We start from the raw sequence: 23,711 nt of genomic DNA, 5'->3' as shown, positions 1-23,711 counted from the left end.
GGGCGCAGCTTGTCCGCTGGCGGCCTGTGGTTCCTTGGTTTATGGACCAGATCCTCTCGCCCAACCCTTGCGAGAGCACTGAGAACATGTCTTGCGAACGAAACATTTACGTAAGAGAATAGTTGAATTAGCTTCATGGGCTAGGTGCAAGCCTAATTCGTGGGGTGAGGCCAAGTTTCCATCCTGGGCGCACAAAGCCGCAGGGTGTTGGACTGAAGGAGAAGAAGCACAGTTATGAAGAAGAGCCCGAAGCTCACCATAGTTGCAGCGTCAGCTTGCGCGCTATCATTAGCGCTTGCAGGTTGCGGCGGCACGTCAGGCCAGGACGACAAGTCTAGGGTCTCTAGTGTTGATGCCATCATTTCTGCTTACGGTTGTGAGCCCGCGAAGCCGTTGATTCCCTCCGATACGGGGGAGGCTTGTGGTGGGAACCCGCTCGATATGATGTTCTCCAAGCTCGTGCGCTTCGATAAGTCCGGCAAGGCTCACAATGAGATCGCCAAGGAAATCAAGGCCAACGCGGACATGACCCAGTACAAGGTCACGATCAACGACGGCTGGAAGTTCTCCGACGGCACGCCGGTCACCGCTTCCTCCTTCACCAAGGCCTGGTCCTGGGGCGCCAACGTCAACAACGCACAGCTGGATGCCTCTTTCTTCGACAACATCCAGGGCTATGACGAGGCGCAGGCCAAGGGCACCCCGGCGAATGCCCAGCTCTCCGGCCTCAAGGTCCTCGACGACCATACTTTCACGGTCGATCTGAAGTCCCCCTCATCCACCTTCCCGATTCAGGTGGGTTACACCGCGTTCGCCCCGCTGCCCGAAGTCTTTTACAAGGACACCAAAGCCTTCGGCGAGAAGCCTGTGACGGTCGGTCCTTACAACTTCCAGTCCTGGGAACACAACAAGGCCATCAAACTGGTCAAGAACAAGGGCTACAAGGGCACGGCCCAGGTCAAGAACGGCGGCCTGGAATTCCGCATCTACACGGATGTGGACGCTGGCTATGCGGATGTGCAGGCCGGCAACTTGGACGTCATTGACTCGATTCCCACTTCGGCTCAGAAGACCTTCCAATCCGATTCCACAGTTCAGGCCTACAACGAGCCCGGTTCGGTGACTCAAGGCTTCACGATCCCCTCCTTCATGGACCACTTCAAGGAGGACCAAGAGGGCCGTCTGCGTCGGCAGGCCATCTCGATGTCGATTGATCGTAAGCAGATCATCGATAAGGTCTTGGGGGGCATGGGTACCCAGCCCACCGATTTCACCGCGCCTTCAATCCCCGGCTACTCCAAGGATTTGAAGGGCTCCGAAGTCCTGAAATACAATCCCAAGGAAGCCAAGAAGCTTTGGGCCCAGGCGGACGCCATCTCCAAATGGCCCGCTGACCAGACCTTCAAGCTGGCTTACAACTCGGACGGCGGCGCCAAGGACACCTACGACGCAATCGCCAATTCCATCAAGAACACTTTAGGCATCAAGGCCGAAGGCACCCCTGTTCCCACCTTCTCGGAGTTCCGCAACAACGTATCCGCCCGAAAGTACCACGATGCCGTCCTGCGCTCCTCCTGGCAGCCTGACTATCCTTCGCCCGAGAACTACCTGAAGCCCCTCTACGCCTCTTCGGCGGCGGACGGCAACGGGTCCAACGACGGCGATTACAAAAACCCCAAGTTCGATGACATGCTCACCCAGGCGGCTCAGGCCAAGAGCGTGGACGAAGCCAACAAGATTTATCAGCGGGCCGAAGGGCTCCTGATGGAGGATTTGCCGGCCGTCCCGATTTACTACGCCAACGCCAAGGGCGCAGCGGCCAAGAACGTGAACGGGTTCACGATGAATTGGAAGAACTTACCTGTCTACGAGGAACTAACAAAATAATTCCGTAGTAGTCGGGTGGTGGCGCTTGGTCCGCGGGGAGCGGTCCAAGCGCCGCGTATAAGAAGGCGGTAACCTCCGCTTTCGCCAGCAGCAAAAGAAGATGTACCTGACAAAGGAAGAAGATCAAGATGAAGAAAGCCTCAGCGTTTTCACTTGTAGCTGCTTCCGCATGCTCGCTGGCTCTCGTGCTCAGCGGTTGCGGGGGTTCGAATGAATCCAGCGATAAATCAACGGATGCGAACCAGGCGTCGGACAGCAAAGCGATAATCAGCGTCTTTGGTTCCGAGCCGGCAAAACCGCTGATTCCCTCCGACACTAATGAGGTGGGCGGCGGCCATCCAATCGGGCAGATGTTCTCGACCCTGGTCCGCTTCGACACCAAGGGCAAGATGGTCAACGAAGTGGCCAAGGAAATCAAGCCAAACGCTGATATGACCCAATACAGGATCACGATTCAGGATGGTTGGAAGTTCTCGGACGGCACCTCGATCACCGCGACTTCCTTCACCAGGGCTTGGTCTTGGGCGGCTAATGCCGCCAATGCCCAGGTAGCCTCCGATAGCTATAGCGAAATCAAGGGGTTCGATGAACTTCAGCAAAAGGGTGTTGCCGCTGATGCCCAGCTCTCCGGCCTCAAGGTTGTCGATGACCACACCTTTACGGTCGATTTGAACGCCCCTTCCTCCACCTTCCCCGTCAAGATAGGCAACGGCCCGTTCGCCCCTCTGCCTGATAGCTTCTACAAGGACCCCAAGGCCTTCGGCGAGAAGCCTGTTTCCAACGGGCCGTACAAGTTCCAGTCCTGGGAGCACAACAAGTCCATTAGGCTGGTCAAAAACCCTTACTACAAGGGTGGCATCAAGGTGAAGAACGCGGGCATCGAGTTCCGTGTCTACTCTGACCCGTCAGCTGCTTATGCGGATGTGCAGTCCGGCAACCTTGACGTGCTCGACACGATTCCCTCCGCGGATGTCAAGACCTTCCAGACCGACAACATGGTCCAGGCAGTGAACACCCCTGGTGCCGTCATTCAACAGTTCACGATCCCCTCTTACATGAAGCACTTCGGCGAGGGCAAGGAAGGCAAGCTGCGCCGTCAGGCGATTTCGATGTCGATTGACCGCAAGCAGCTGCTCGACAAGGTGTTGGGCGACACCGGCACTGTGGCCACGGACTTCATCGCTCCTACGATTCCGGGTTCCTCCAAGACCTTGAAGGGCGAGGATGTGTTGAAGTACAACCCGACGAAGGCTAAGGAGTTGTGGGCTGAGGCCAACAAGATCTCGGCTTGGTCCGATTCGGATACGTTCAAGATGGCCTACAATTCGGATGGTGGTCACAAGGAGATTTACGACGCGCTCGCCAATTCGATCAAGAATTCGCTGGGCATCAAGGCCGAGGGCAACCCCCAGCCCACGTTCAGTGAGTTCCGCAACAACGTTACCCAGCGTAAGTTCACCGATTCGGCCTTCCGTTCCGGCTGGCAGCCTGATTACCCCTCGCCCGAAGACTACTTGAAGCCGAACTACTCGACTGGCGCGGCCGATGGCAATGGTTCGAACGACGGTGATTACAAGAACCCGAAGTTCGACGAGCTCTTGAAGAAAGCGGCTTCGGCTAGGAGCGTGGACTCCGCTAATAAGCTCTTCCAGCAGTCCGAGGAGATCCTCCTGGAGGACCTGCCGGTCGTGCCGCTCTACAACGCTAACTCCAAAGGTGTTGCCGCTAAGAACGTGCACGGCTTCACCTTCAATTGGCAGGGCATCCCCGATTATCCGAGCATGACTAAGTAACCCTGGATGGAGTGGGAGGGGGGAGGGGTAAACCTCCTCCCTCCCAGACTGAATTCTTGCGCGGCGCGGTTCAGGCGTCGGGGGCGCATATTACAACCACGCCGCGCATGTTCATGTGAAGTTCACATGCAGTAAGGAAGGTAATCATGATAAGGAAATCACGCACGGCGGTTTTGCTGGCGTCAGCCTGCTCAATCGCAATCGCCTTGAGCGCTTGTGGCGGTTCGTCGGATTCCGGCAAGGCGTCTGAATCGCCGGAAGGGTCGACGGACGCGATGATCAGCGTTTTCGGATCCGAGCCGGCCAAACCGCTGATCCCCTCGGATACCACCGAGGTGGGCGGCGGGAACCCGATGGACCTGCTTTTCTCAGGACTGGTTCGCTTCGACTCCAAGGGCAAGACTCACAACGAGGTCGCTCAGGAGATCAAGCCCAACGCGGATATGACACAGTACACGATTACCCTGAAGCCAGGTTGGAAGTTCACTGATGGCACTCCGGTCACCGCTTCCTCCTTCACTAAGGCCTGGTCGTGGGGCGCGAACGTGAACAACGCCCAGCTGGGTTCCAGTTTCTACGGCGTTATCAAGGGATTCGACGCCTTGCAGGCCAAGGGCGTGCCAGCGGACGCGCAGCTGGAGGGCCTCAAGGTTCAGAACGACCATAGCTTCACGGTTGAGCTATCCGTTCCCTCTTCCACCTTCCCGACCCAGCTCGGCATGTCCTACTTCGCTCCGCTGCCTGAGTCCTTCTTCAAGGACCCCAAGGCCTTCGGCGAGAAGCCGGTCTCTGACGGGCCGTACAAGTTCCAGTCCTGGGAGCACAACAAGTCGGTCAAACTTGTGAAGAACAAGGATTACAAGGGCGACACGAAGGTGAAGAACGGCGGCATCGAGTTCCGCTCATACACAGATCCGACCGCTGCCTATGCGGATGTGCAGTCCGGCAACCTTGACGTGCTCGACACGATTCCCTCCGCGGACATCAAGACCTTCCAGACCGATTCCCAAGTCCAGGCCGTAAACGAACCTGGTCCCGTCTTCCAGGATTTCACGATTCCTACCTACATGAAGCACTTCGGTCAGGACAAGGAAGGCAAGCTGCGCCGTCAGGCGATCTCGATGTCGATTGACCGCAAGCAGCTGCTCGACAAGGTGTTGGGCGACACCGGCACTGTGGCCACCGACTTCTCGGCCCCTACGATTCCGGGTTCCTCCAAGACCTTGAAGGGCGAGGATGTGTTGAAGTACAACCCGACGAAGGCTAAGGAGTTGTGGGCTGAGGCCAACAAGATCTCGGCTTGGTCCGATTCGGATACGTTCAAGATGGCCTACAATTCCGATGGTGGTCACAAGGAGATTTACGACGCGCTCGCCAATTCGATCAAGAATTCGCTGGGCATCAAGGCCGAGGGCAACCCCCAGCCCACGTTCAACGAGTTCCGCAACAACGTGTCGGCCCGTAAGTTCACCGATTCGGCCTTCCGTTCCGGCTGGCAGCCTGATTACCCCTCGTTGGAGAACTATCTGCAGCCGATCTACTCCACGGCCGCGGCCGATGGCAATGGTTCGAACGACGGCGATTACAAGAACCCGAAGTTCGACGACCTGCTCAAGAAGGGTTCGCAGGCCAAGACCGCGGATGAAGCCAACAAGTGCTTCCAGCAGTCCGAGGAGATCCTCCTGGAGGACCTGCCGGTCGTGCCGCTCTACAACGCTAACTCCAAAGGTGTTGCCGCTAAGAACGTGCACGGCTTCACCTTCACCTGGAAGGCCACTCCCGACTACACGAATCTGACCAAGTAGTCCCCGCCTCTGGATGGGAGGGCGGCGAATGCCACCTCCCATCCAGAGAACCATCCCACCCAAATCCCTGATTGAGAAAGAATGATTCAATGATGAGGAAGACCAGCCTGACCGCCTTGACGACCTCCGTCTGCTCTTTGGCATTGATTTTGAGCGGGTGCGGTAGTTCGAATAACGCTAATAATGACAACAACCCACAGGCCGGCAGCACTACGGACGCGATAATCAGCGTCTTTGGTTCCGAGCCCGCCAAGCCCCTGATTCCTTCGAACACGAATGAGGTGGGCGGCGGCAACCCGCTGGACATGCTTTTCTCCAAGCTCGTGCGCTTCGATGACAAAGGCAAACCTGTCAACGACATCGCCAAGGAAATCAAGCCCAACGCCGACATGACCAAGTACACGATCACCATTAAGGATGGGTGGAAGTTCACCGACGGCACTCCAGTCACCGCTTCCTCCTTCACTAAGGCTTGGTCCTGGGGCGCCAACGCGGCCAATGGGCAGTTGAGCTCCAGTTTCTTCAACCCAATCAAGGGTTTCGACGACTTGCAAGCCAGTGGTGTGGATCCTTCCGCACAACTCTCAGGCCTTAAAGTACTTGACGATCACACGTTCACTGTGGAGCTGAACGCTCCTTCTTCGACCTTCCCGATCCTGGTGGGCTACACCTCGTATGCCCCTCTGCCCGAGGTCTTTTACAAAGACACGAAGGCCTTCGGCGAGAAGCCCGTCTCGGTAGGACCTTACAAATTCAAGTCCTGGGAGCACAACAAGTCGATTGTCCTGGTCAAAAACCCGGATTACCAGGGAGACATCAAAGTCAAGAACGGTGGTCTGGAATTCCGGAACTACACCGATCCAACCGCGGCCTATGCCGACGTACAGTCCGGCAACCTGGACGTGATGGACACCATCCCTACATCCGCTTTGAAAACCTACATGTCTGACCAGAGCGTGCAGGCAAAGTCTGAGCCGGGTTCGGTTTTCCAATACATCACCATCCCTTCGGCCATGAATCACTTCAAGGAGGACGAGGAAGGTCGCCTTCGTCGGCAGGCCATCTCCATGTCTATTGACCGTCAGAAGATCATTGACAAGGTTCTGGCAGGCACCGCCAAGCCCGCGACGGACTTCATCGCTCCGCCCATCCCTGGATACTCCGCTTCGCTCAAGGGCGGTGACGTCTTGAAGTACAATCCGAAGAAGGCCAAGGAGCTCTGGACGAAGGCGAATGCCATATCGCCCTGGGCGCCCAACGATTCCTTCAAGATGGCCTATAACTCAGACGGCGGTCACAAGGATATATACGACGCGATCGCCAATTCGATCAAGAACTCCTTGGGCATCGACGCGGCCGGTTCGCCCATCCCGACTTTCTCCGAGTTCAACGGCAACATCACCCGACGCACCTTCGCCGCCAACGGCATGGCGTTCCGCACGGGTTGGCAGCCGGACTACCCGTCCCCGGAGGATTATTTGAAGCCCAAGTTCGCTTCGAGCTCGGCCGGCGGTCATGGCTCCAATCATGGGGACTATAAAAACCGGCAAGTCGATGATCTTTTGAACCAGGCCGCCGCAGCCAAAAGCACAGACGCGGCCAACAAGGTTTTCCAGCAAGCCGAGGAGATCCTACTCAAGGACCTCCCGACGATTCCCCTCTATTACGCCAACTCCAAAGGGGTGGCCGCCAAAGGGATTCACGGCTTCGCTTTCACTTGGAAGGGGACCCCGGTCTACCCTGATTTAACGAAATGACAGGCAGGGGCTGGCCAGCGCGCATGACCTGGACCAGCCCCGACAGCCTGAGACAAGCGAGCTTTCCGGTCGGCGTTTCCGCCATTTCGTAATGTTTCCGGTTAAGTGCTGCTGCTACACTGCAAAAAGTATTTTCATGCGGGCGGAGCTTACATGCACACCCTGCCCGCGAATTGCAAAGGAGAAAAGCCGATGGGCAAATATCTTCTGCGTCGAATTCTGCAGATGATTCCCGTTGTTCTCGGTACGACTCTGTTGATTTACGCGCTGGTTTTCGCGTTGCCTGGTGACCCTGTCGCCGCGATGTTCGGAGACAAGCCGGTCAATCAGGCCGTAGCCGCCCAGATACGATCGGAATACAACCTGGACAAGCCATTCTTCGTCCAGTACCTGCTCTTCCTGAAGAATGCGCTGACCCTGAACTTCGGCAAGACCTTCGCAGGCCAGCCAGTCATAAGCGTGATCGGGCGAGCCTTCCCGGTAACAATCAAGCTGGCGCTGATGGCCTTTGTCTTCGAGGGGATCTTCGGCATTCTCTTCGGCATCGTCTCCGGCCTCACCAAAGGCAAGTGGTCCGATCAGATCATCCTGATCATCTCCCTCCTGCTGATTTCAGTGCCTACCTTCGTCACCGGCTTCATCCTGCAGTACCTCTTCGGCGTGAAGTGGCACCTCCTGCCGGCTACGGCCGGCGCGTCGCCTGGCTTCATCGACCTGTTGATGCCCGCCATAGTGCTTGGATCGGTCTCGATGGCATCGATAATCCGACTGACCCGCACTGAGATTTCAACAAACATCTCAGAGGACTACGTGCGCACCGCCCGAGCCAAGGGCATGAGCGACTTCCAAGTCACCGTTCGCCACGTCCTGCGCAACTCGCTGATCCCTGTGGTCACCTACCTGGGGGCCGACATCGGCGGTCTGATGGGCGGCGCGATGATCACCGAGCGCATCTTCAACATCCAAGGCGTGGGCAATACGCTCTATCAGGCCATCTTGCGCGGCGAGGGCACCTTGGTGGTCTCGATCGTGACGATCATGGTGATGATCTTCGTATTGTGCAGCCTCGTGGTCGACATGCTCTATGCGGTGCTTGATCCGCGCATCCGGTACGCGTGAAGGGTGAAGGATTGATGACAGACATGACAATGAACAGCGCAAGCCGCGACTCAAACGCTGAGGTCTTCTTTCCAGACCCCTTGCCAGGACAGGAGCGTTTCGTAGCGCCCCTGGACCAGACCCCCCTCAAGGATGTTGACTCGATCAACGAGGCGGTTCCGGCCACCAGCATGTGGGCGGACGCTTGGAAGACCCTGAGGCGAAACCCCATATTCATCATCTCCGCTGTCTTGGTAATTTTCGTGCTACTGGTAGCGCTCTTCCCGGCGCTTTTCACCAAGCAGAGCCCGGTCTCCTGCAACCTGCAGAACTCATTGGAGGGCGGTGGCTCCGGTCATCCGTTCGGATATGACCTCCAGGGCTGCGATGTGTACTCCCGCGTGATTTACGGCGCCCGCACCTCGGTCTCGATCGGTGTGGCGACCACGATTCTGGTAACCATCATGGGCGGCTTGGTAGGTGCCATCGCCGGCTTCTGCGGCGGCTGGGTGGACGCGGTCCTGAGCCGTGTGACCGACATCTTCTTCGCGATTCCTATGCTCCTGGGCGCCATCGTCCTCCTGCAGATGTTCCGCACCTCGACCTCCATCTGGAAGATCGTCTTCACCCTCACCCTCTTCGGCTGGGTGAACATGGCCCGCATCACCAGAAGCGCGGTCCTTGAAGCCAAGAACCTGGAGTTCAACACGGCTTCGACGGCCTTGGGCTCCTCGCCTATACGCAACCTTTTCCGGCACATCATCCCTAACTCGCTGGCTCCGGTCATCGTGATGGCGACCATGTCCCTGGGCTCCTACATCGTCTCCGAGGCCACCCTGTCCTTCTTGGGCATCGGTCTGCCTTCGTCGGTGGTCTCCTGGGGTGGCGACATCTCGACGGCGCAGAACCTTCTGAGGACCAATCCTTCCGTGCTCTTCTATCCATCGGCCGCCCTGGCCATCACCGTCCTCGCCTTCATCATGATGGGCGACGCGGTCAAGGACGCCCTGGATCCGAAGAGCCGTACGGCGTGAGTTGGAGAACAGCATGAGTGAACACAGTCAAGCAGACAGCATCAAAGCCAAATTGGCCCAGGCGCAGGTGGAGGGTGGCCCCCTTCTCGATGTCAAGGACCTCCAGGTCGACTTCAACGCCGACGGACGCTCGGTGCATGCGGTCACCGATGCCTCCTTCAACGTCTACCCCGGTCAATGGGTGGCGATTGTGGGGGAGTCCGGCTCAGGCAAGTCCACCTCCGCTATGGCGGTCCTGGGCCTGCTGCCGGGCACCGGCAAGGTGATCGGCGGCTCGATGAAGCTCCATGGCAAGGAGCTGGTCGGGCTGAGCAAAAAGGACTATGAGCAGGTGCGCGGCCAGCAAATCGGCCTGGTGCCTCAGGATCCTATGAGCAACCTGAACCCGGTCTGGAGGATTGGGACCCAGGTCAAGGAGGCTCTGGTCGCCAACCATATGGACGTGACCCGAGAGAAGCGTTCACAACTGGCCAAGATGCTCGCGTCCTCCGAGGACGTGACCCTGAAAAACCAGGACGATGAGCTCTTCATCGCCTCGAAGGACCTGCCGGAACTGCTCAAGGCGGCTCGGGAGGCCGTCATCAACGCGGGCAAGTCCGACGTCGATAAGGCTATGGATTACTTCAAGTCGGAGTGGGATCCCGGCTCCGAGACCCGCTGGGGCGTGGCTAAGGATTTGATCGGCGCTGGCGTCAGCGACGAGGAAGCCTGGTCGATCGCCAAGCAGTACGTCAAGGGTTCCGATACCGCCGACCGTATTGCAGGCCTCCTGTCCGAGGCCGGTCTGCCTGATGCCGCCACACGCGCCCGCCAGTACCCGCATGAGTTCTCAGGCGGTATGCGCCAAAGGGCCCTGATCGCGATGGGCCTGGCCTCGCGGCCTGACCTTCTGATCGCGGACGAGCCCACATCCGCCTTGGATGTGACTGTTCAGAAGAAGATTCTGGACCACTTGCAGGGTCTGACGGACTCCCTGGGCACCGCAGTGCTCTTCATCACCCACGATTTGGGCTTGGCCGCCGAGCGCGCCCAGCACATCGTGGTGATGTACAAGGGGCGGGTGGTCGAGTCCGGACCCAGCCTGGAAGTGCTGCAGCACCCCCAGCACCCATACACCAAGCGTTTGGTCGATGCGGCTCCCTCCTTGGCCTCCCAGCGGATCATCTCCGCTAAGGAGCGCGGCCAGGATGCTGAGAGTTTCATGGAGCACCACGCCAAGGGTGAGCAGACCCTGGAGAAGAGCGAGCATATCATCACAGTGGAGCACCTGACCCGTGAGTTCAGGCTGCCCCGCCGCATGGAGATGTTCAAGGCAGTGGACGATGTGTCCTTCTCGGTCAAGCGTGGCACCACGCTGGCCATTGTGGGCGAGTCCGGCTCAGGCAAGTCGACCGTGGCGAACATGGTCCTCCACCTGCTCAAACCCTCCTCCGGTAAGGTGATCTACGAAGGCAGCGATACCGCATCCTTCAACTCCCACCAGATGCTGGACTTCCGCAGGCATGTACAACCGGTCTTTCAGAACCCGTACGGTTCCCTGGACCCCATGTATTCCATCTACCGCTCCATCGAGGAGCCCTTGCGCATCCACGGCATCGGCGATAAGAAGAGCCGGGAGAAGCGAATCAAGGAGCTTCTGGAGATGGTGGAGATGCCATCCTCAGTCATGGGGCGTTACCCCAATGAGCTGTCCGGCGGCCAGCGTCAGCGCATCGCGATCGCCAGGGCCATGGCGCTGAACCCGGATGTGATTATCTGCGACGAAGCCGTGTCGGCCCTTGACGTGCTGGTCCAGGACCAGGTCCTACGGCTTCTGAACGACCTGCAAGCCGAGCGTGGGTTGAGCTATCTGTTCATCACTCACGACTTGGCCGTGGTCCGCCAGATTGCGGATGAGGTGGTTGTCATGCAGCACGGACGGTTGGTTGAGCACGCTACGACAGACGAGGTCTTCGACCACCCCCAGCAGCAATACACCAAGGACCTGCTGGATGCCATTCCAGGCGGCAAGTTGAGCCTTGGTCTGGACGACTAGGTAGTTAGCGGAGGAAGCGGGCTGGCCCTGTTCGGGGTCGGCCCGCTTCTTTGCTAGGCTGGTAACGGTTGTGGCAGGAAAGAAACGAGGAAAGCATGGGATTGTTCGGTTTCGGCAGGAAGCGGAAGGCGGCTCAAGACGAGGATCACGGCGAAGCGGCAGGCAAGGCCGACGTTGAGGACCCTGAGCAGGATGCACGCCTGACAGGCCAGGAGCGGGGTGTGGACCGCGGCCCGTGGGATGTGAACGACGAGGACGTGATTGACTACGACGATTATCTCGACATCGGCTCGATCTTTTTGCCTTTCCTCCAAGGCGTGCAGCTCCGGATTAAAAGCAGCCGAGAGTCCGGCGAGATCCTAGCCGCCACGGTGACCTTCGGCAAGTCAAGCCTTGAACTGGAAGCCTTCGCCGCCCCCAAGACCCTAGGCCTGTGGGATTTGATGCGTTCCGACCTGGCGAAGGCGAATTCCCAGGCTAAGGAGGTCGAAGGCGTCTTCGGCCATGAGCTCCTCCTCCCAGTGACCGTCAAGGGTAAGGGAATGATGACCCGGTTCGTGGGTGTCGATGGGCCACGCTGGATGCTGCGCGGCATCTTTTCCGGCCCGGCCACTAAAGGCGGCAAGGAGAAGGAGACCTTGGACCGTTACTTCATGGACGTGGTCGTAGACAGGGGCGAGGAGCCCCTGGCGCCGCGCGACAGAATTCCCATGCACGCTCCGGTCTCACCGGCCGAGCGTGCCGCGGCGAAGGCTGAGGATGAAGGTGCCGGCGAAGGCGAGGCGAAGATTCCTGATAAGCCGACGGGACCTTTCGACTCGGACCAGCAGACGGAAGTGAAAACCACGCTCTCACGTGGACCTATGTTCTCGGAGGTGCGCTGACACAGTGAAGGAGCCTGGGCGGACGGGTTTGGCGGCGGTGGCCTCGGACGACTTCAGCGTCTATCGGGCGATTGGCGGTTGGCGGGGAGCCGTAGAATCGGTCCTGCCTGGTCTGGTTTTCCTGCTGCTGTTCATCACCAGCGGTGACCTCAAAGTCACCGTCCTGGTCTCCGGCCTGCTTGCTCTGATCCAGCTGGCGCTGCGCCTGATTTTTCGCCAATCCTGGCTGGGCGCCCTGACCGGACTGCTCGCCGTGGGCATCTGCTTGGCCTGGGCCTGGTTGAGCCGCGATGCCCGCAGCTATTATTTACCCGGTTTCATCACTAATGTCGCTTGGATCGTGGCCCTGGCTTTGACCATGGCATGCCGGGCACCGGGAGTGGGCTTGCTGGTCGAATACGTCCGTCGCCCGATCCTGGCCGGCTGGCGGGAGTGGCTGAATGCTTGGCGGCGGGACCCGGAGCTCTATAAGGGCTATTGGCTTGCCAGCCTCATGTGGCTCCTCTTGTTCGCGGCGCGCCTGGCAGTGCAGCTGCCCCTCTACCTGAGCCATCGACTGGCTTGGCTGGGCACGGCCAGATTGGTCATGGGCCTGCCCTTGTTCGCTTTGGGCATATGGCTGACCTGGCTGCTCTTGGCCGGCCCCTTCCATCGGCGCAAACTCGCTGAGGAAGCGGAACGGACAGGGCAAGCGGGGCAAGAGAGGCAGACGGGATCGACCGAGAAGCCGGATCAGGTCAGCCGGTAAGGCTGAACGATAATCGCAGCGGGCTGACGGAAGGCCCGCTTGGACGCAGCCATAGGTTGCAGTGGGGGAGTGCTTTCATGCCGGAAACCGTTCGAGTCGAACGTTACGCGGATCAGGGTCGGTGCGTGGGCCACCTGGACGGGCGCGTCATCTTCCTGCGCTTCGCCCTGCCGGGTGAGCTGGTTGAAGTCAGTGTTGATCAACCGGTTAGAGCCAAGGCGCGCTTTCTGACCGGCGAGGTGACCCGAGTGATTGAGGCCAGCCCGGATCGCGTGACCCCCGCTTGGCCGCTCGCCGGGCCGCTGGCCCAGGAAGGGGGCGTTGGCGGTGCCGACTTGGTGCACGCCGGCCTGCCTGCCCAATTGGCTTGGAAACGAAGCTTGATTGAGCAGCAGATGCAGCGGATGGGTCATGTGGACGCCTCGGTCGAAGTGGTCCGCGCACCCGGAGATGAGGAGGCTGGCGGCCTGCACTGGCGCACCAGGATTGACCTGATCGCCGATGAGCAGGGCAAGCCCTCCATGAGGCGGCGGGAATCCCATGAGCGCGTGGCGATAGACGCGATGCCTTTGGCACGGATCGAGCTCAACGATTTGGCCACCCAGCTGGGCGTATGGCGGGGCGGATTCGAACCGGGTTCGTCGATTCGGCTGGCCTTGCCCCAGCATGAGCGTGACGGTCAGGACGGGAACTACGCTTTACTGGTGGATGACAAGGTCAAGGCAGGCCGTCGCAAACTTGAGGAGCACGTCGAAGTTCAAGGCCGCGATTTCACCTATGAGGTGGATGCCGCTGGATTCTGGCAGATTCACCGACAGGCGCCGGCCCTGCTGGCTGACGCGGTGCTGCGCGCTGTGCAAGGTGGGTTGCAGGCTCAGTCGGCCCAGGTCATCTGGGACCTGTATTCGGGTTCCGGGCTCTTCAGCCTGCCCCTGGCGACCATGGCCGGTGAACATGGCCGCGTTCTCGCGGTCGAGGGATCACGTGTGGCGGTAGCCCAAGCCAGGTATAACGCGCAGCGGGCAGGCTTGGACAGCCGAATCGAAGCCCTGGCCGGCGATGTGGCCAAGAGGATCACGGGCAGGATTCCCCAAGGGTTCGAGCGGCCGGATGCAGTCGTGCTCGATCCTCCGCGAGCTGGAGCCAAGGCGGCCGTTTGCCGGCTCATCGCGGACAGCGGCGCCCCTCTGGTCGTCTACGTGGCTTGCGACCCGACCAGTCTGGCCAGGGACACGGCCACCTTGACCGCTGCGGGCTACCAGCTCGCCTCCATCCAGGCTTACGACCTGTACCCGATGACCCACCATGTGGAGACCCTGGCTGTCTTCACCCGGTGAGCTCACCAGCGTTACATGACCTGGCTAAAATGACGGCTCATGAGCAAGCGCGACAGGTTGGATGGGTTCAGTGGGCTCTTTCGCCCAGCTCTGGCCCTCCTCTGCTCCTTAGCCCTGCTGGGGGGCCTCGCAGGTTGCGCGCCGCGTGACCGAGCCGTCGGCGACAGCTGGCGGCAGGGGGTGAGCGCTGAGCATGACGGGCCGGATCGTTCGGCCGTGCTGGTGGCCGTAATCGGCCCTGCCAACGCGGAGCGGGATTCGCGCTGGCAGGACCTGAGCCGCAGGCTCTTCCAATCGCTGGAGAGGGCCGGGATGCACGCATACTACGCACCGGCCTGGGATCAGGCAGGTCAGGAGCAGGGAGTGCGCGATGCGGTCGCTCGCAGGGTCTCCCTGATTGCGGTTGAGCGGCCAGGGGCGGGGGATTGGTCCCGGAGCCTGATTCTGGCCAGAAACAAAGGAGTCCCGGTCGTCGTCCTCGACGGCGGACAGGAGCCCGGGGACACCACCCTATACGCGGCGCGGGTGGATATCGATGAGGGCTCACCCAGCGCGCGGCCACTGCCCAGCGTCCTGCAGACCATAGCGGATGACCGCCAGCATGCCCGTCGGCTTGTGGCAAACTTGAATGATGAACCGACCCAGCGCACATCGCCGGATCAGATGGAGGCGAAGCAGTGAGCGTAGCGCAAGGACCCACACCCTCTTTCCCTCAGGTGGACCTGCCTGGCCTGAGCCAGAGCGAGGTTGACGAACGAACCGCTGCAGGACAAGTTAACGTCTCCGAAGACCATTCGTCGCGGACGCTCGGGCAAATCATACGCTCCAACGTATTCACCCTCTTCAATGGGATCATCCTGGCGGCCATGATCGTGGTCCTGGCGACCGGACAGTGGAGGGACGCGGTCTTTGGGGTCGTGATCATCATCAACACTGGCATCGGTGTGGCCACAGAGCTCAAGGCCAAGCGGACCTTGGACAAGCTCTCCATTTTGGTGGCTTCCGACTACTACGCTCATCGGGGCGGCCGGAATGTGAGCGTGCCGCACGACTCACTGGTGGTCGGCGACCTTCTGTGGGTGCGCTCCGGCGATCAGGTGCCCGCCGACACCCGGATCGTGAAGACATGGGGCCTGGAGCTTGACGAGTCGATGCTGACTGGCGAGTCGCGCACCGTGCGCAAATCGGAGGGAGAGCAGGCCTATTCGGGTTCGACGGCCGTCTCCGGCTTGGCCCTGACAGAAGTCAGTGCGGTCGGAACCTCATCGTATGCGGCTAAACTGACCGCTCAGGCCAAGGTTTACAAGAAGACCCATTCCGACCTGAATGAAGGAATCAACACAATCCTCAAGGCCATGACCGTCGTCGTGGTGCCCCTGTGCATCCTCTTGGTCTGGACCCAGATGCGCACGGTCGGAGGCTTCCAAGAGGCCATGACGACCGGCGCCTGGCGAGGGGCCGTGGTCTCAGCCGTGGCGGGCGTGGTCGGCATGATCCCCGAAGGGCTCGTCCTGCTGACTTCCCTGAACTTCGCCCTGGCCGCCATCCGCCTGGCCCGTCAGAACACCCTGGTCCAGGAGCTGGAATCAGTCGAGACCCTAGCTCGGGTTGATGCGCTCAACCTTGACAAGACAGGCACAATCACCGACGGCGGTATCGTGTACGATTCCCTGACCGTGCTGGGCGAGGACCAAGGGTTGCAAGCACCGCCGATGGGGCGTCAGCAGGAGTTGGAGCAAGCCCTCGTGGACGTGGCCCAGGAGGAGAATCCCAACGCCACCGGTTCGGCCATTCTCCAGGGCCTTTCGTCGTACCGGCTCTCGGACCAGGTGGGGGAGCGGGTGCCTTTCTCCTCAGCCCGCAAGTGGTCGGCGGTGGCCTGGAAGGAAGGGCCAAGCTGGTACTTCGGCGCGCCTGAAGTCTTGTTGGCCTCACAGAAGGGCGAATACCCACTGGTGGAGGCGGCGGTTCGGGCGCTGGCCGATCAAGGGTTGCGGGTGCTGATGCTGGCTTCACGCGAGAGTGGGGCGCAGGAGCCAACCCCCTCCTTGGAGGACTCGGGCCTGCCGCAGGACCTGCGGCCAGCGGCCCTGATCACCTGTTCCGAAAGCATTCGTGAGGACGCTGAGCCTACCTTGACCTGGTTCCGTGAGCAGGGGGTGCGCTGCCGGATCATCTCCGGTGACAACCCCGCCACGGTCGCAGCGATCGCAGGCAAGGTGAAACTGACTGGAGATCGCCCGCCTAAGGCCATGGACGCCCGTGAGCTGCCCTCCGATACGGCCCAGCTGGCCCGGGTCTTGGAGGATGTGGACGTGCTGGGCCGGGTGCTGCCCGACCAGAAGAAGGCCATCGTCCAGGCCCTGCACCTGGGTGGGCGCACCGTGGCCATGACCGGCGACGGGGTGAACGATTCCCTGGCCCTGAAGGAGGCGGACCTGGGGATAGCCATGGGCAATGCGGCCCCTGCCACTAAAGCCGTGGCGCAGGTGGTGCTGGTGGATTCCAAGTTCTCCCACCTGCCCGATGTAGTGGCCCGGGGCCGGCAGGTCATGGCCAATATGGAGCGGGTTGCCGGGCTGTTCCTGGTCAAGACCGTCTACTCTGCCCTGATTTCACTGGGCGTGGTACTGACCGCCATCCCCTTCCCCTACCTGCCCAGGCACATTACGTACATCGGCGCCTTGACCATTGGCATGCCGGCCTTCTTCTTGGCTCTGGCACCCAACACCCGTCGCTATAAGCCGGGCTTTCTCAAGCGGGTGGTCGCCTTCGCCCTGCCCGGCGGCATCGCCACGGCGCTCGTAGTGCTGGCTATGGCCTGGTCCTTGCCCCCTGCGATGGGTTGGAGTCTGTCCATCCCGAGCGACCTCTCCCAACTGCGTACGGTCTGCGCGATTGTCCTGTTCGCGATGGGCATCCTTGTGCTGGCCAGGGTGGCCCAGCCGCTCAACTCCTGGAGGGGGGTCCTGGTCGCCCTCTTCGCGGCAGCAGGCGTCATCGGCGCCTTCATCTCCCTGGTGGCACGCTTCTTCGCGATCGTGATCCCCTCGGGCCGGTCGGCGGCCGCTACGCTCGTGGGGTTGATCGTGGGGTGCGCCGCTATGGCCCTGTCCGTAGGGTTCCTGCCTAAATACCTGGATAAAGTACTCAAATTGTGATCCCGGCAAACCAGCCCAGGTAACGGCTGAGCCCGTATCCCTAGCGGGATGCCTGGGTTACGGGCTCAGCCTTATATCCTCTGTTTGTGCAGCGCTCAGTTCTTGGAGCTGAAGAGCTGGAGGATGTAAAGGAAGAGGTTGACGAAGTCCAGGTAGAGGTTCAGGGCGCACAGGATCGATACCCGTTCCACCATCTGCGTCCCTTGGTTCTCATAGGCCGAGAAGATAGCCCGTGTCTGCTGGGCGTCGTGAATCGTGAGCGCGGCGAATAGAGCGATGCCCAAGGCGGCGATCACCTTCAAGGCCGTGTTCGAAGGCGCGATGAACATCAGGACGACCTGCACCAGCAGGAGGGAGATCAGCCCAGCGAACAGGGCTGGCCCCCAACCCAGCATGTTCTTACGGGTGGTCAGGCCCAGCATGGTCAGGACGAAGAAGAAAGCCGAGCAAGACACGAGGGTGACTAAAAGCGTGGGTACCGAGTAGGTGGCGAACAAGGAACTCAGGGTCAGCCCCATGAGGGCGGCGTATGAGTAGAACATGACCCTGCCGGTCGATGGCTTCATCCGCATGACACGGGCGGACAGAACCCAGGCGAACGCCACCTGGGCGACGCACAAAGCCACCCAGCCGAGACTGCCGGTGGCGTATACGAAGCTGTACAGCAGGCCTGAGGCGTAGGTCAGGTAGGCCACAGCCGCAGTGACCAGCAGGCCCACGGCCATTTGCGCGTATGCCTTGGTCATCGAGTTATGCTCCGCGCGCTCGTATGAATACGTAGGCTCGGTCAGGATGGCCGCGCTCCCGTCCGGCTGGCGTACGTACTGGGACCCGTAAGGCTGACCCTGCATGTTTTGCTGGAAGTATGGCTGCTGGCCCTGGTTCTGGTAGGGCTCTTGGGTGGGGTAGGGCTGGCCCTGATAGGCCTGATCAGAGTTTTGAGGCTGTCGACCGAATGTCATGGGCTCCTCCTTCAAAAACGGATGCGGCGCGGAGGGCGCCGCCTGCGAGCTCAAGCTTAGTGGCGAATCCTTACTGACGCCTGGGAATGCGCTGCCACCGAACATCGGGTCCCTGGCGGGGTACGGGCTCATGGCATACGATGGCAGGGAAGGCCGATACCGGCGTCGACAGCGAGGAAGACGAGGAGCATGGCGATGAGCGAAAGCAACGAACAGCCAATGATAACGCTGAACAATGGGGTGCCGATTCCGCAGCTTGGGTTGGGGGTCTTCCAGACGCCCGAGGGGGAGCAGACCGCCAACGCCGTGCGCTGGGCCCTCCAGGCCGGCTACCGGCATATCGACACGGCGAAAATCTACGGGAATGAGGCTTCGGTGGGCCAAGGGCTGCGCGAATCCGGACTTAAACGGCGCGAGGTCTTCCTGACCACTAAGCTGTGGAACGAGGACGTGCGGGCGGGCCGGGCCAAGCAGGCCTATGAGGAGAGCCTGGACCGTTTAGGGGTCGACATGATCGACCTCTACCTGATTCATTGGCCGGCCGAAGGTTGGCAGCAGGCATGGGAGGACATGCAGGAGCTCTACCTGCAGCGGCGCGTGCGGGCCATCGGCGTATGCAACTTCCAACAGCACCATTTGGAGGAGCTTCGCTCAATCAGCGATGTCAAACCAGCGGTCGACCAGATCGAGTCCTCGCCGATATTCGTCAACCAGGAGCTGATCGACTACGCGAACGGTGAATGGCGCGTTGACGTTGAGGCGTGGAGCCCGCTAGGCGGCACCGGCACCCACCTGCTGGAGGACCCGAGGCTGGTTTCGATTGCGGCGAAATACAGCAAGTCCCCGGCCCAGGTGGTCATCCGGTGGCACCTGCAGCGGGGTGTCATCGTCATCCCCAAGTCCGTTCACCAAGAGCGGATCGAGAGCAACTTCGATGTCTTCGATTTCCAGCTCTCCGATGAGGACATGCAGGCCGTGTCAAGCATGGACACCGGTCAGCGCGTAGGCGCGGACCCGGACCACTTCGACTTCTGATTCATGCAGGACGGGGTCGGGCCGGTCTCCCCGCGCCCCACCGCGCTTCGTGAGGCCGGCCCGACTTGGTCTCGGTATGGGGCTGATCCCGGTTATCGCGTCAGGCCCTCACTCCGTTGCGGCCCGGCGCTGTTCCTTCCCCTCTGACCGCAAACGCTCCAGGCGCTCGTCATCGCCCTCCTGCTCCTGGGGGGAACCGGATATGTCGCGGTGGATGGACTGCATCTGCACTTCGATGTTCTGCAGGGAGCGGGCGCAGTCCAGCAGGGTCTGCGAGTGCTCGGCCAGACGGGAGTCGGGCAGGTCGGACTTATAGCGTAGCTGGTGCTCCAAACTGGCCCAGTAGTCCATCGCGATCGTGCGGAATTGCACTTCGACCGGCGTGTAGTGGGGGCCTGAGGTCAGAAAGACCGGGACCGCGTAAATAATATGCAGGCTTCGGTAGCCGTTCTGCTTGGGGCCGCGAATGTAGTCCTTGACCCTGAGGACCTGGATGTCGGACTGATCGGACAGGTAGCGCGAGACGGAGTACACATCGTCCCGGTAGTTGCAGATGACGCGTACGCCTGCCACGTCGAAAATATGGTCGCGCACCGATTCCACGGTGATGGGCAGCTGCCGGCGCTCCAACTTGCCGATCAGCGAGTTGGGGGACTTCAGACGGCGCTCCATGTGGTGGATCGGGTTGTGGGAGAACTGGACTTGGAACTCCGAGTCCAGGACCTCCAACTTGGTGGAAATCTCCCGCATGGCGCCCTCGTAGACCTGCATCAGGTCCACGAATTCGATGATGTCGTCAGTCGTTAGCTGCGCTTTATGCTCCTCGTCGAGCGCAGCCAGACGCTGCCGTAGTTCGGATGTGTTGATCGCGCTGCCGCGTTCAAGTATCACATTCGCCTCCCAGATCGTGCGGGGCCGGCCCGGCTCGCCGACGGCGACCGTGGACCAGCTCATCCCATTATGCAACCGGCCCACGTCTTAGCCTGCGAATCAGCTGGCAAAGGTCTGGCTGTAGAATCGGCCACTATGGATGAAGGCATGATGACGCCGGCCGAGCGTGGGATGGCGCTCGCTGAGGAACCCGACGGTCCGCGTGGCAAGGGGCTCTACTACGTGCGCACATTAGGCTGTCAGATGAACGTTCACGATTCCGAGCGAATCGCCGGCGTGCTCGAAGCCCAGGGCTACCGTCCAGCCAGTCTGGAACAGGCGCGGGCCTTGGACTTGGACCTCCTGGTGCTCAACACGTGCGCGGTCAGGGAGAATGCCAGCAAACGCATGTATGGCACGATCGGCAAGTGGGCCCGTCTGAAGCAAGCCAACCCGCAGGCGCAGATCGCTGTCGGCGGTTGCATGGCGCAGAAGGACCGCGAGCGTATCGCCCGGAGGGCGCCTTGGGTCGATGCGGTCTTCGGCACCAAGAACATCGGCGACCTCCCCGGGCTCTTGGACCGAGCCCGGGGGCAGCACCGTCCACAGGTCCAGGTGTCCGATCGCTTATCCGCATTTCCCGCCGACCTGCCTGCGGTCCGCGGGTCCAAGTCTTCGGCCTGGGTGGCGATTTCGGTGGGCTGCAACAACACCTGCACGTTCTGCATCGTGCCGCAGGTGCGCGGGCGGGAGAGGGACCGCCCGCTCGGCGACGTCCTCGCCGAAGTGGAGCGTTGCGTGGCGGCAGGGGCCAAGGAGGTCACCCTCCTGGGGCAGAACGTTAATTCCTATGGATACTCGATGGGCCAGCGCGATGCCTTTTCCCGGCTCCTGCGCGCCTGTGGAGGGGTCGAAGGCTTGGAGCGCGTGCGTTTCACCTCCCCTCATCCGGCTGCGTTCACCGACGAGGTGATTGCCGCGATGGCCGAAACGCCCAATGTGATGCACCAGCTGCACATGCCCCTGCAGTCCGGCTCCGACAGGATTTTGCGGGCCATGCGCCGCTCCTACCGCAGCGAACGCTTCCTATCGATTTTGGACAAGGTTCGGCGAGCCATGCCGGACGCTCAGATTTCGACCGATGTGATCGTCGGTTTCCCAGGTGAGAGCGAGGAGGATTTCCAAGCGACGATGGACCTGATGGGCCGGGCCAGGTTCTCCTCGGCCTTCATCTTCGAGTATTCGCCCAGACCGGGTACGCCGGCGGCTGCTATGGAGCAGGTGCCCAAGCCGGTGGTCCAGGAACGTTTCGACCGGCTCCTGGCCCTGCAGGAGCGCATCACCCAGGGGAACCTCGACTCGTTCGTTGGCCGGCGCGCGGAGGTGATGATCGCCCAGCGTCAAGGCCGCCGTGATGGTATGACCCACCGGGTGACCGGGCGTGAGCGCGGTGGGGTCTTGGTCCACGTGGGCGTGCCTGAAGGGCAACCGGTCCCGGAAGTGGGCGATTTGGTGGCTTGCACGATCACCGGTGCCGGCAAGCACTATTTGACCGCTGACCCAGATCCGAGCCAGGGGCAGGCCTATGCGCTCAGCCATTGACGAAAAGGGCGGGGCGCCACCCATCATCTCGATCGTCGGGCCGACGGCTTCAGGCAAAACGTCCTTGGCCGTGCGGCTGGCCCAGGCCCTGGGCGAGCAGGGGGAACGGGCGGAGATCATCAACGCCGACCCCTATCAGATGTACCGCGGGATGGATGTGGGAACCGCCAAGCCGAGCGCCGCTGAACGGGCGGCTGTGCCCCACCATCTGATTGACATCATCGAGCCTGAGGAAGCCATGTCCGCCGCCCGCTTCCAGACCCTGGCCCGGGCTGCCATCGCCGATTTTCGCGCCCGTGGGATCCGCCCGATTTTGGTAGGCGGCTCCGGTCTGTACGCGCGGGCCGCGATTGATGACATCGCTTTTCCTGGCACCGATCCGGTTGTGCGCGGCAAGCTGGAGGAACGGGCTCGGAAGGAGGGGCCGGGCGTCCTTTTCAAGGAGTTGGAGGAGCGTGACCCAGCGGCAGCCGCCCGGATGGACTCGCGTAACGCTCGGCGCACGATTCGTGCTCTGGAAGTTATGGAGATCACGGGCCGCCCCTACTCGGCCGGCTTGCCCCAGTACCGTTACCTGCTGGCGGCGGTCCAGCTGGGTCTGGACGTGGACCGGGAGGCTCTGGACCGAAGGATTGGCCAGCGCACGGAACAAATGCGCCAAGGCGGGCTGATCGAAGAGGTCCGCGCCCTCCGCCCCCGCTTGGGCGCGACGGCCTCACGGGCTTTGGGCTACCAGCAGGTGGAGGACTTCCTGGATGGGGCGATCAACGAGGATGATGCCTTCGACTTGATCGCGCGCAAGACCCGTCGCCTGGCGCGTAAGCAGATGGGTTGGTTCGGCCGCGACCCGCGCGTCCACTGGTTGGACGCTTTGGCTCCCGACCTGCTTGAGCGGGCCCTGGCTGTGGTCGCGGCAGCCGACAAGGATGATGGATCGAAGCGTGATGGGTCCGACGATTCGGTCATCAGACACCCCTTAGGTTCGCTGGTAGCGCACGACGGCGCTTGAACCCTGCGAGGCGCGAGTCCCGGGCTTGGGCCCTTGGCGGCCGGCGTTCCCTGATTTCATCGTTTGACTTCAAGTGCTTGAATTTTATAGACTCCGATTATGACCTCTTTCGCCGCCGCTGAAGCGCCTGCCGGGGCGCCGACCTCTCATACCATCCGTGAGGCTTCGCTGATGTCGGGCCTGCCTGAATCGACCCTGCGCTACTACGAGTCGATTGGCATTGTGGGACCGATCGAGCGCGATCCGAGCAGCGGGCACCGCGTGTACTCCGACGAGGACCTGGACCTGCTGCTGGCAATCTCCTGCCTGAACGTGACGGGGATGCCCCTGAGCCGGATGCGCGAGTACCTGGCGAACCGGAGCCAGGGGGCTCAACGTGCCGGCGAGCAAGTCGAGCTCCTGGCCGAGCAGGCCCGCCAGTTGGACCAGGAGATGGCAGAGCTCGAACTCAGGCGCCGTTATGTACAGGTCAAAACCCACTATTGGCAGGCTCTGGGCCAAGGCGACCCGCAAGGCGCCCAGGAGGTCCTGGACCGTGGGACCGATGTCGTGAACGCCATTCGTTCCTTCGCCCGCCAGCGCAAGGGTGCCCTGCGCCAGGCCCCGGTTTGCGACGAGCCAGCGAAGTCGCGTGCTCAGGGGGCCACGGCGGCCCAGCCTCGTTAGGATTCTTTGTGCAAGCAGGGCCCATGGC

At 61.1% G+C, this 23,711-nt stretch carries 18 protein-coding genes; 16 read left to right on the top strand and 2 right to left on the bottom strand.

All coding sequences use genetic code 11. From position 1 onward, the window contains the following. Window positions 1–234: 234 nt before the first annotated feature. The 12 genes from AB656_RS02920 to AB656_RS02865 all read left to right on the top strand — a co-directional run bounded on the left by AB656_RS02920 (window position 235) and on the right by AB656_RS02865 (window position 17,539). The gene (locus tag AB656_RS02920; protein ID WP_033504961.1) at window positions 235–1,887 is read left to right on the top strand and encodes a peptide ABC transporter substrate-binding protein; all 1,653 of its coding nucleotides are present in this window, start codon (window positions 235–237) and stop codon (window positions 1,885–1,887) included. Between the two features lie 128 nt (window positions 1,888–2,015). Continuing rightward, window positions 2,016–3,680: a peptide ABC transporter substrate-binding protein gene (locus tag AB656_RS02915; protein ID WP_034983436.1), complete on the top strand. Its 1,665-nt coding sequence runs from the start codon at window positions 2,016–2,018 to the stop codon at window positions 3,678–3,680. A gap of 146 nt (window positions 3,681–3,826) precedes the next feature. Further along, window positions 3,827–5,485, top strand: a complete 1,659-nt coding sequence (locus AB656_RS02910; RefSeq protein ID WP_034983434.1) for a peptide ABC transporter substrate-binding protein — start codon at window positions 3,827–3,829, stop codon at window positions 5,483–5,485. 92 nt (window positions 5,486–5,577) lie between these two features. Continuing rightward, entirely contained in the window at window positions 5,578–7,242 is a 1,665-nt protein-coding gene (locus AB656_RS02905; RefSeq protein ID WP_034983488.1) for a peptide ABC transporter substrate-binding protein, read from the top strand. A 192-nt stretch (window positions 7,243–7,434) separates the two neighbouring features. After that, entirely contained in the window at window positions 7,435–8,361 is a 927-nt protein-coding gene (locus AB656_RS02900) for an ABC transporter permease (RefSeq protein ID WP_033504123.1), read from the top strand. A gap of 23 nt (window positions 8,362–8,384) precedes the next feature. Beyond that, window positions 8,385–9,374 (top strand): ABC transporter permease, encoded by a 990-nt coding sequence (locus tag AB656_RS02895; RefSeq protein WP_051905291.1) that lies wholly within the window; start codon window positions 8,385–8,387, stop codon window positions 9,372–9,374. Window positions 9,375–9,387: 13 nt separating this feature from the next. Next, complete coding sequence (locus tag AB656_RS02890; RefSeq protein ID WP_033504161.1) at window positions 9,388–11,409, top strand: dipeptide ABC transporter ATP-binding protein; 2,022 nt, start codon at window positions 9,388–9,390, stop codon at window positions 11,407–11,409. Between the two features lie 95 nt (window positions 11,410–11,504). Then, complete coding sequence (locus AB656_RS02885; RefSeq protein ID WP_033504122.1) at window positions 11,505–12,293, top strand: DUF3710 domain-containing protein; 789 nt, start codon at window positions 11,505–11,507, stop codon at window positions 12,291–12,293. Window positions 12,294–12,297: 4 nt separating this feature from the next. After that, complete coding sequence (locus AB656_RS02880; RefSeq protein WP_051905290.1) at window positions 12,298–13,041, top strand: DUF3159 domain-containing protein; 744 nt, start codon at window positions 12,298–12,300, stop codon at window positions 13,039–13,041. 77 nt (window positions 13,042–13,118) lie between these two features. Next, window positions 13,119–14,378, top strand: a complete 1,260-nt coding sequence (locus AB656_RS02875) for a class I SAM-dependent RNA methyltransferase (RefSeq protein WP_033504121.1) — start codon at window positions 13,119–13,121, stop codon at window positions 14,376–14,378. Between the two features lie 39 nt (window positions 14,379–14,417). Continuing rightward, a complete protein-coding gene (locus AB656_RS02870; RefSeq protein WP_033504120.1) occupies window positions 14,418–15,059 on the top strand; it encodes a type 1 periplasmic-binding domain-containing protein in 642 nt (213 codons plus the stop codon). Then, the gene (locus AB656_RS02865; protein ID WP_033504119.1) at window positions 15,056–17,539 is read left to right on the top strand and encodes an HAD-IC family P-type ATPase; all 2,484 of its coding nucleotides are present in this window, start codon (window positions 15,056–15,058) and stop codon (window positions 17,537–17,539) included. The genes AB656_RS02870 and AB656_RS02865 overlap by 4 nt, the downstream gene beginning before the upstream one ends. A 95-nt stretch (window positions 17,540–17,634) precedes the next feature. Here AB656_RS02865 and AB656_RS02860 read toward each other — a convergent pair whose 3' ends face one another. Then, the gene (locus AB656_RS02860; protein ID WP_033504118.1) at window positions 17,635–18,501 is read right to left on the bottom strand and encodes a Bax inhibitor-1/YccA family protein; all 867 of its coding nucleotides are present in this window, start codon (window positions 18,499–18,501) and stop codon (window positions 17,635–17,637) included. A 195-nt stretch (window positions 18,502–18,696) separates the two neighbouring features. On the opposite strand from AB656_RS02860, the gene AB656_RS02855 reads away from it, so the two are divergent. Further along, complete coding sequence (locus tag AB656_RS02855) at window positions 18,697–19,536, top strand: aldo/keto reductase (protein WP_161788284.1); 840 nt, start codon at window positions 18,697–18,699, stop codon at window positions 19,534–19,536. Window positions 19,537–19,644: 108 nt separating this feature from the next. On the opposite strand, the gene AB656_RS02850 is transcribed toward AB656_RS02855, so the two are convergent. Then, window positions 19,645–20,490: a GTP pyrophosphokinase gene (locus tag AB656_RS02850; protein WP_144418916.1), complete on the bottom strand. Its 846-nt coding sequence runs from the start codon at window positions 20,488–20,490 to the stop codon at window positions 19,645–19,647. A gap of 72 nt (window positions 20,491–20,562) precedes the next feature. On the opposite strand from AB656_RS02850, the gene miaB reads away from it, so the two are divergent. The 3 genes from miaB to AB656_RS02835 all read left to right on the top strand — a co-directional run bounded on the left by miaB (window position 20,563) and on the right by AB656_RS02835 (window position 23,683). Continuing rightward, on the top strand, window positions 20,563–22,008 hold the full coding sequence (miaB, locus tag AB656_RS02845) for a tRNA (N6-isopentenyl adenosine(37)-C2)-methylthiotransferase MiaB (protein WP_033504158.1): 1,446 nt from the start codon (window positions 20,563–20,565) through the stop codon (window positions 22,006–22,008). After that, complete coding sequence (miaA, locus tag AB656_RS02840; RefSeq protein ID WP_033504116.1) at window positions 21,992–23,017, top strand: tRNA (adenosine(37)-N6)-dimethylallyltransferase MiaA; 1,026 nt, start codon at window positions 21,992–21,994, stop codon at window positions 23,015–23,017. The genes miaB and miaA overlap by 17 nt, the downstream gene beginning before the upstream one ends. Before the next feature lie 99 nt (window positions 23,018–23,116). Next, complete coding sequence (locus AB656_RS02835; RefSeq protein WP_081924852.1) at window positions 23,117–23,683, top strand: MerR family transcriptional regulator; 567 nt, start codon at window positions 23,117–23,119, stop codon at window positions 23,681–23,683. Window positions 23,684–23,711 lie beyond the last annotated feature (28 nt).

It is taken from the genome of Bifidobacterium actinocoloniiforme DSM 22766 (assembly GCF_001263395.1).
Lineage (GTDB): Bacteria > Actinomycetota > Actinomycetes > Actinomycetales > Bifidobacteriaceae > Bombiscardovia > Bombiscardovia actinocoloniiformis.
The sequence above is the reverse complement of the archived record's forward strand: the minus strand, read 5'-3'. Positions and strand labels throughout refer to the sequence as shown.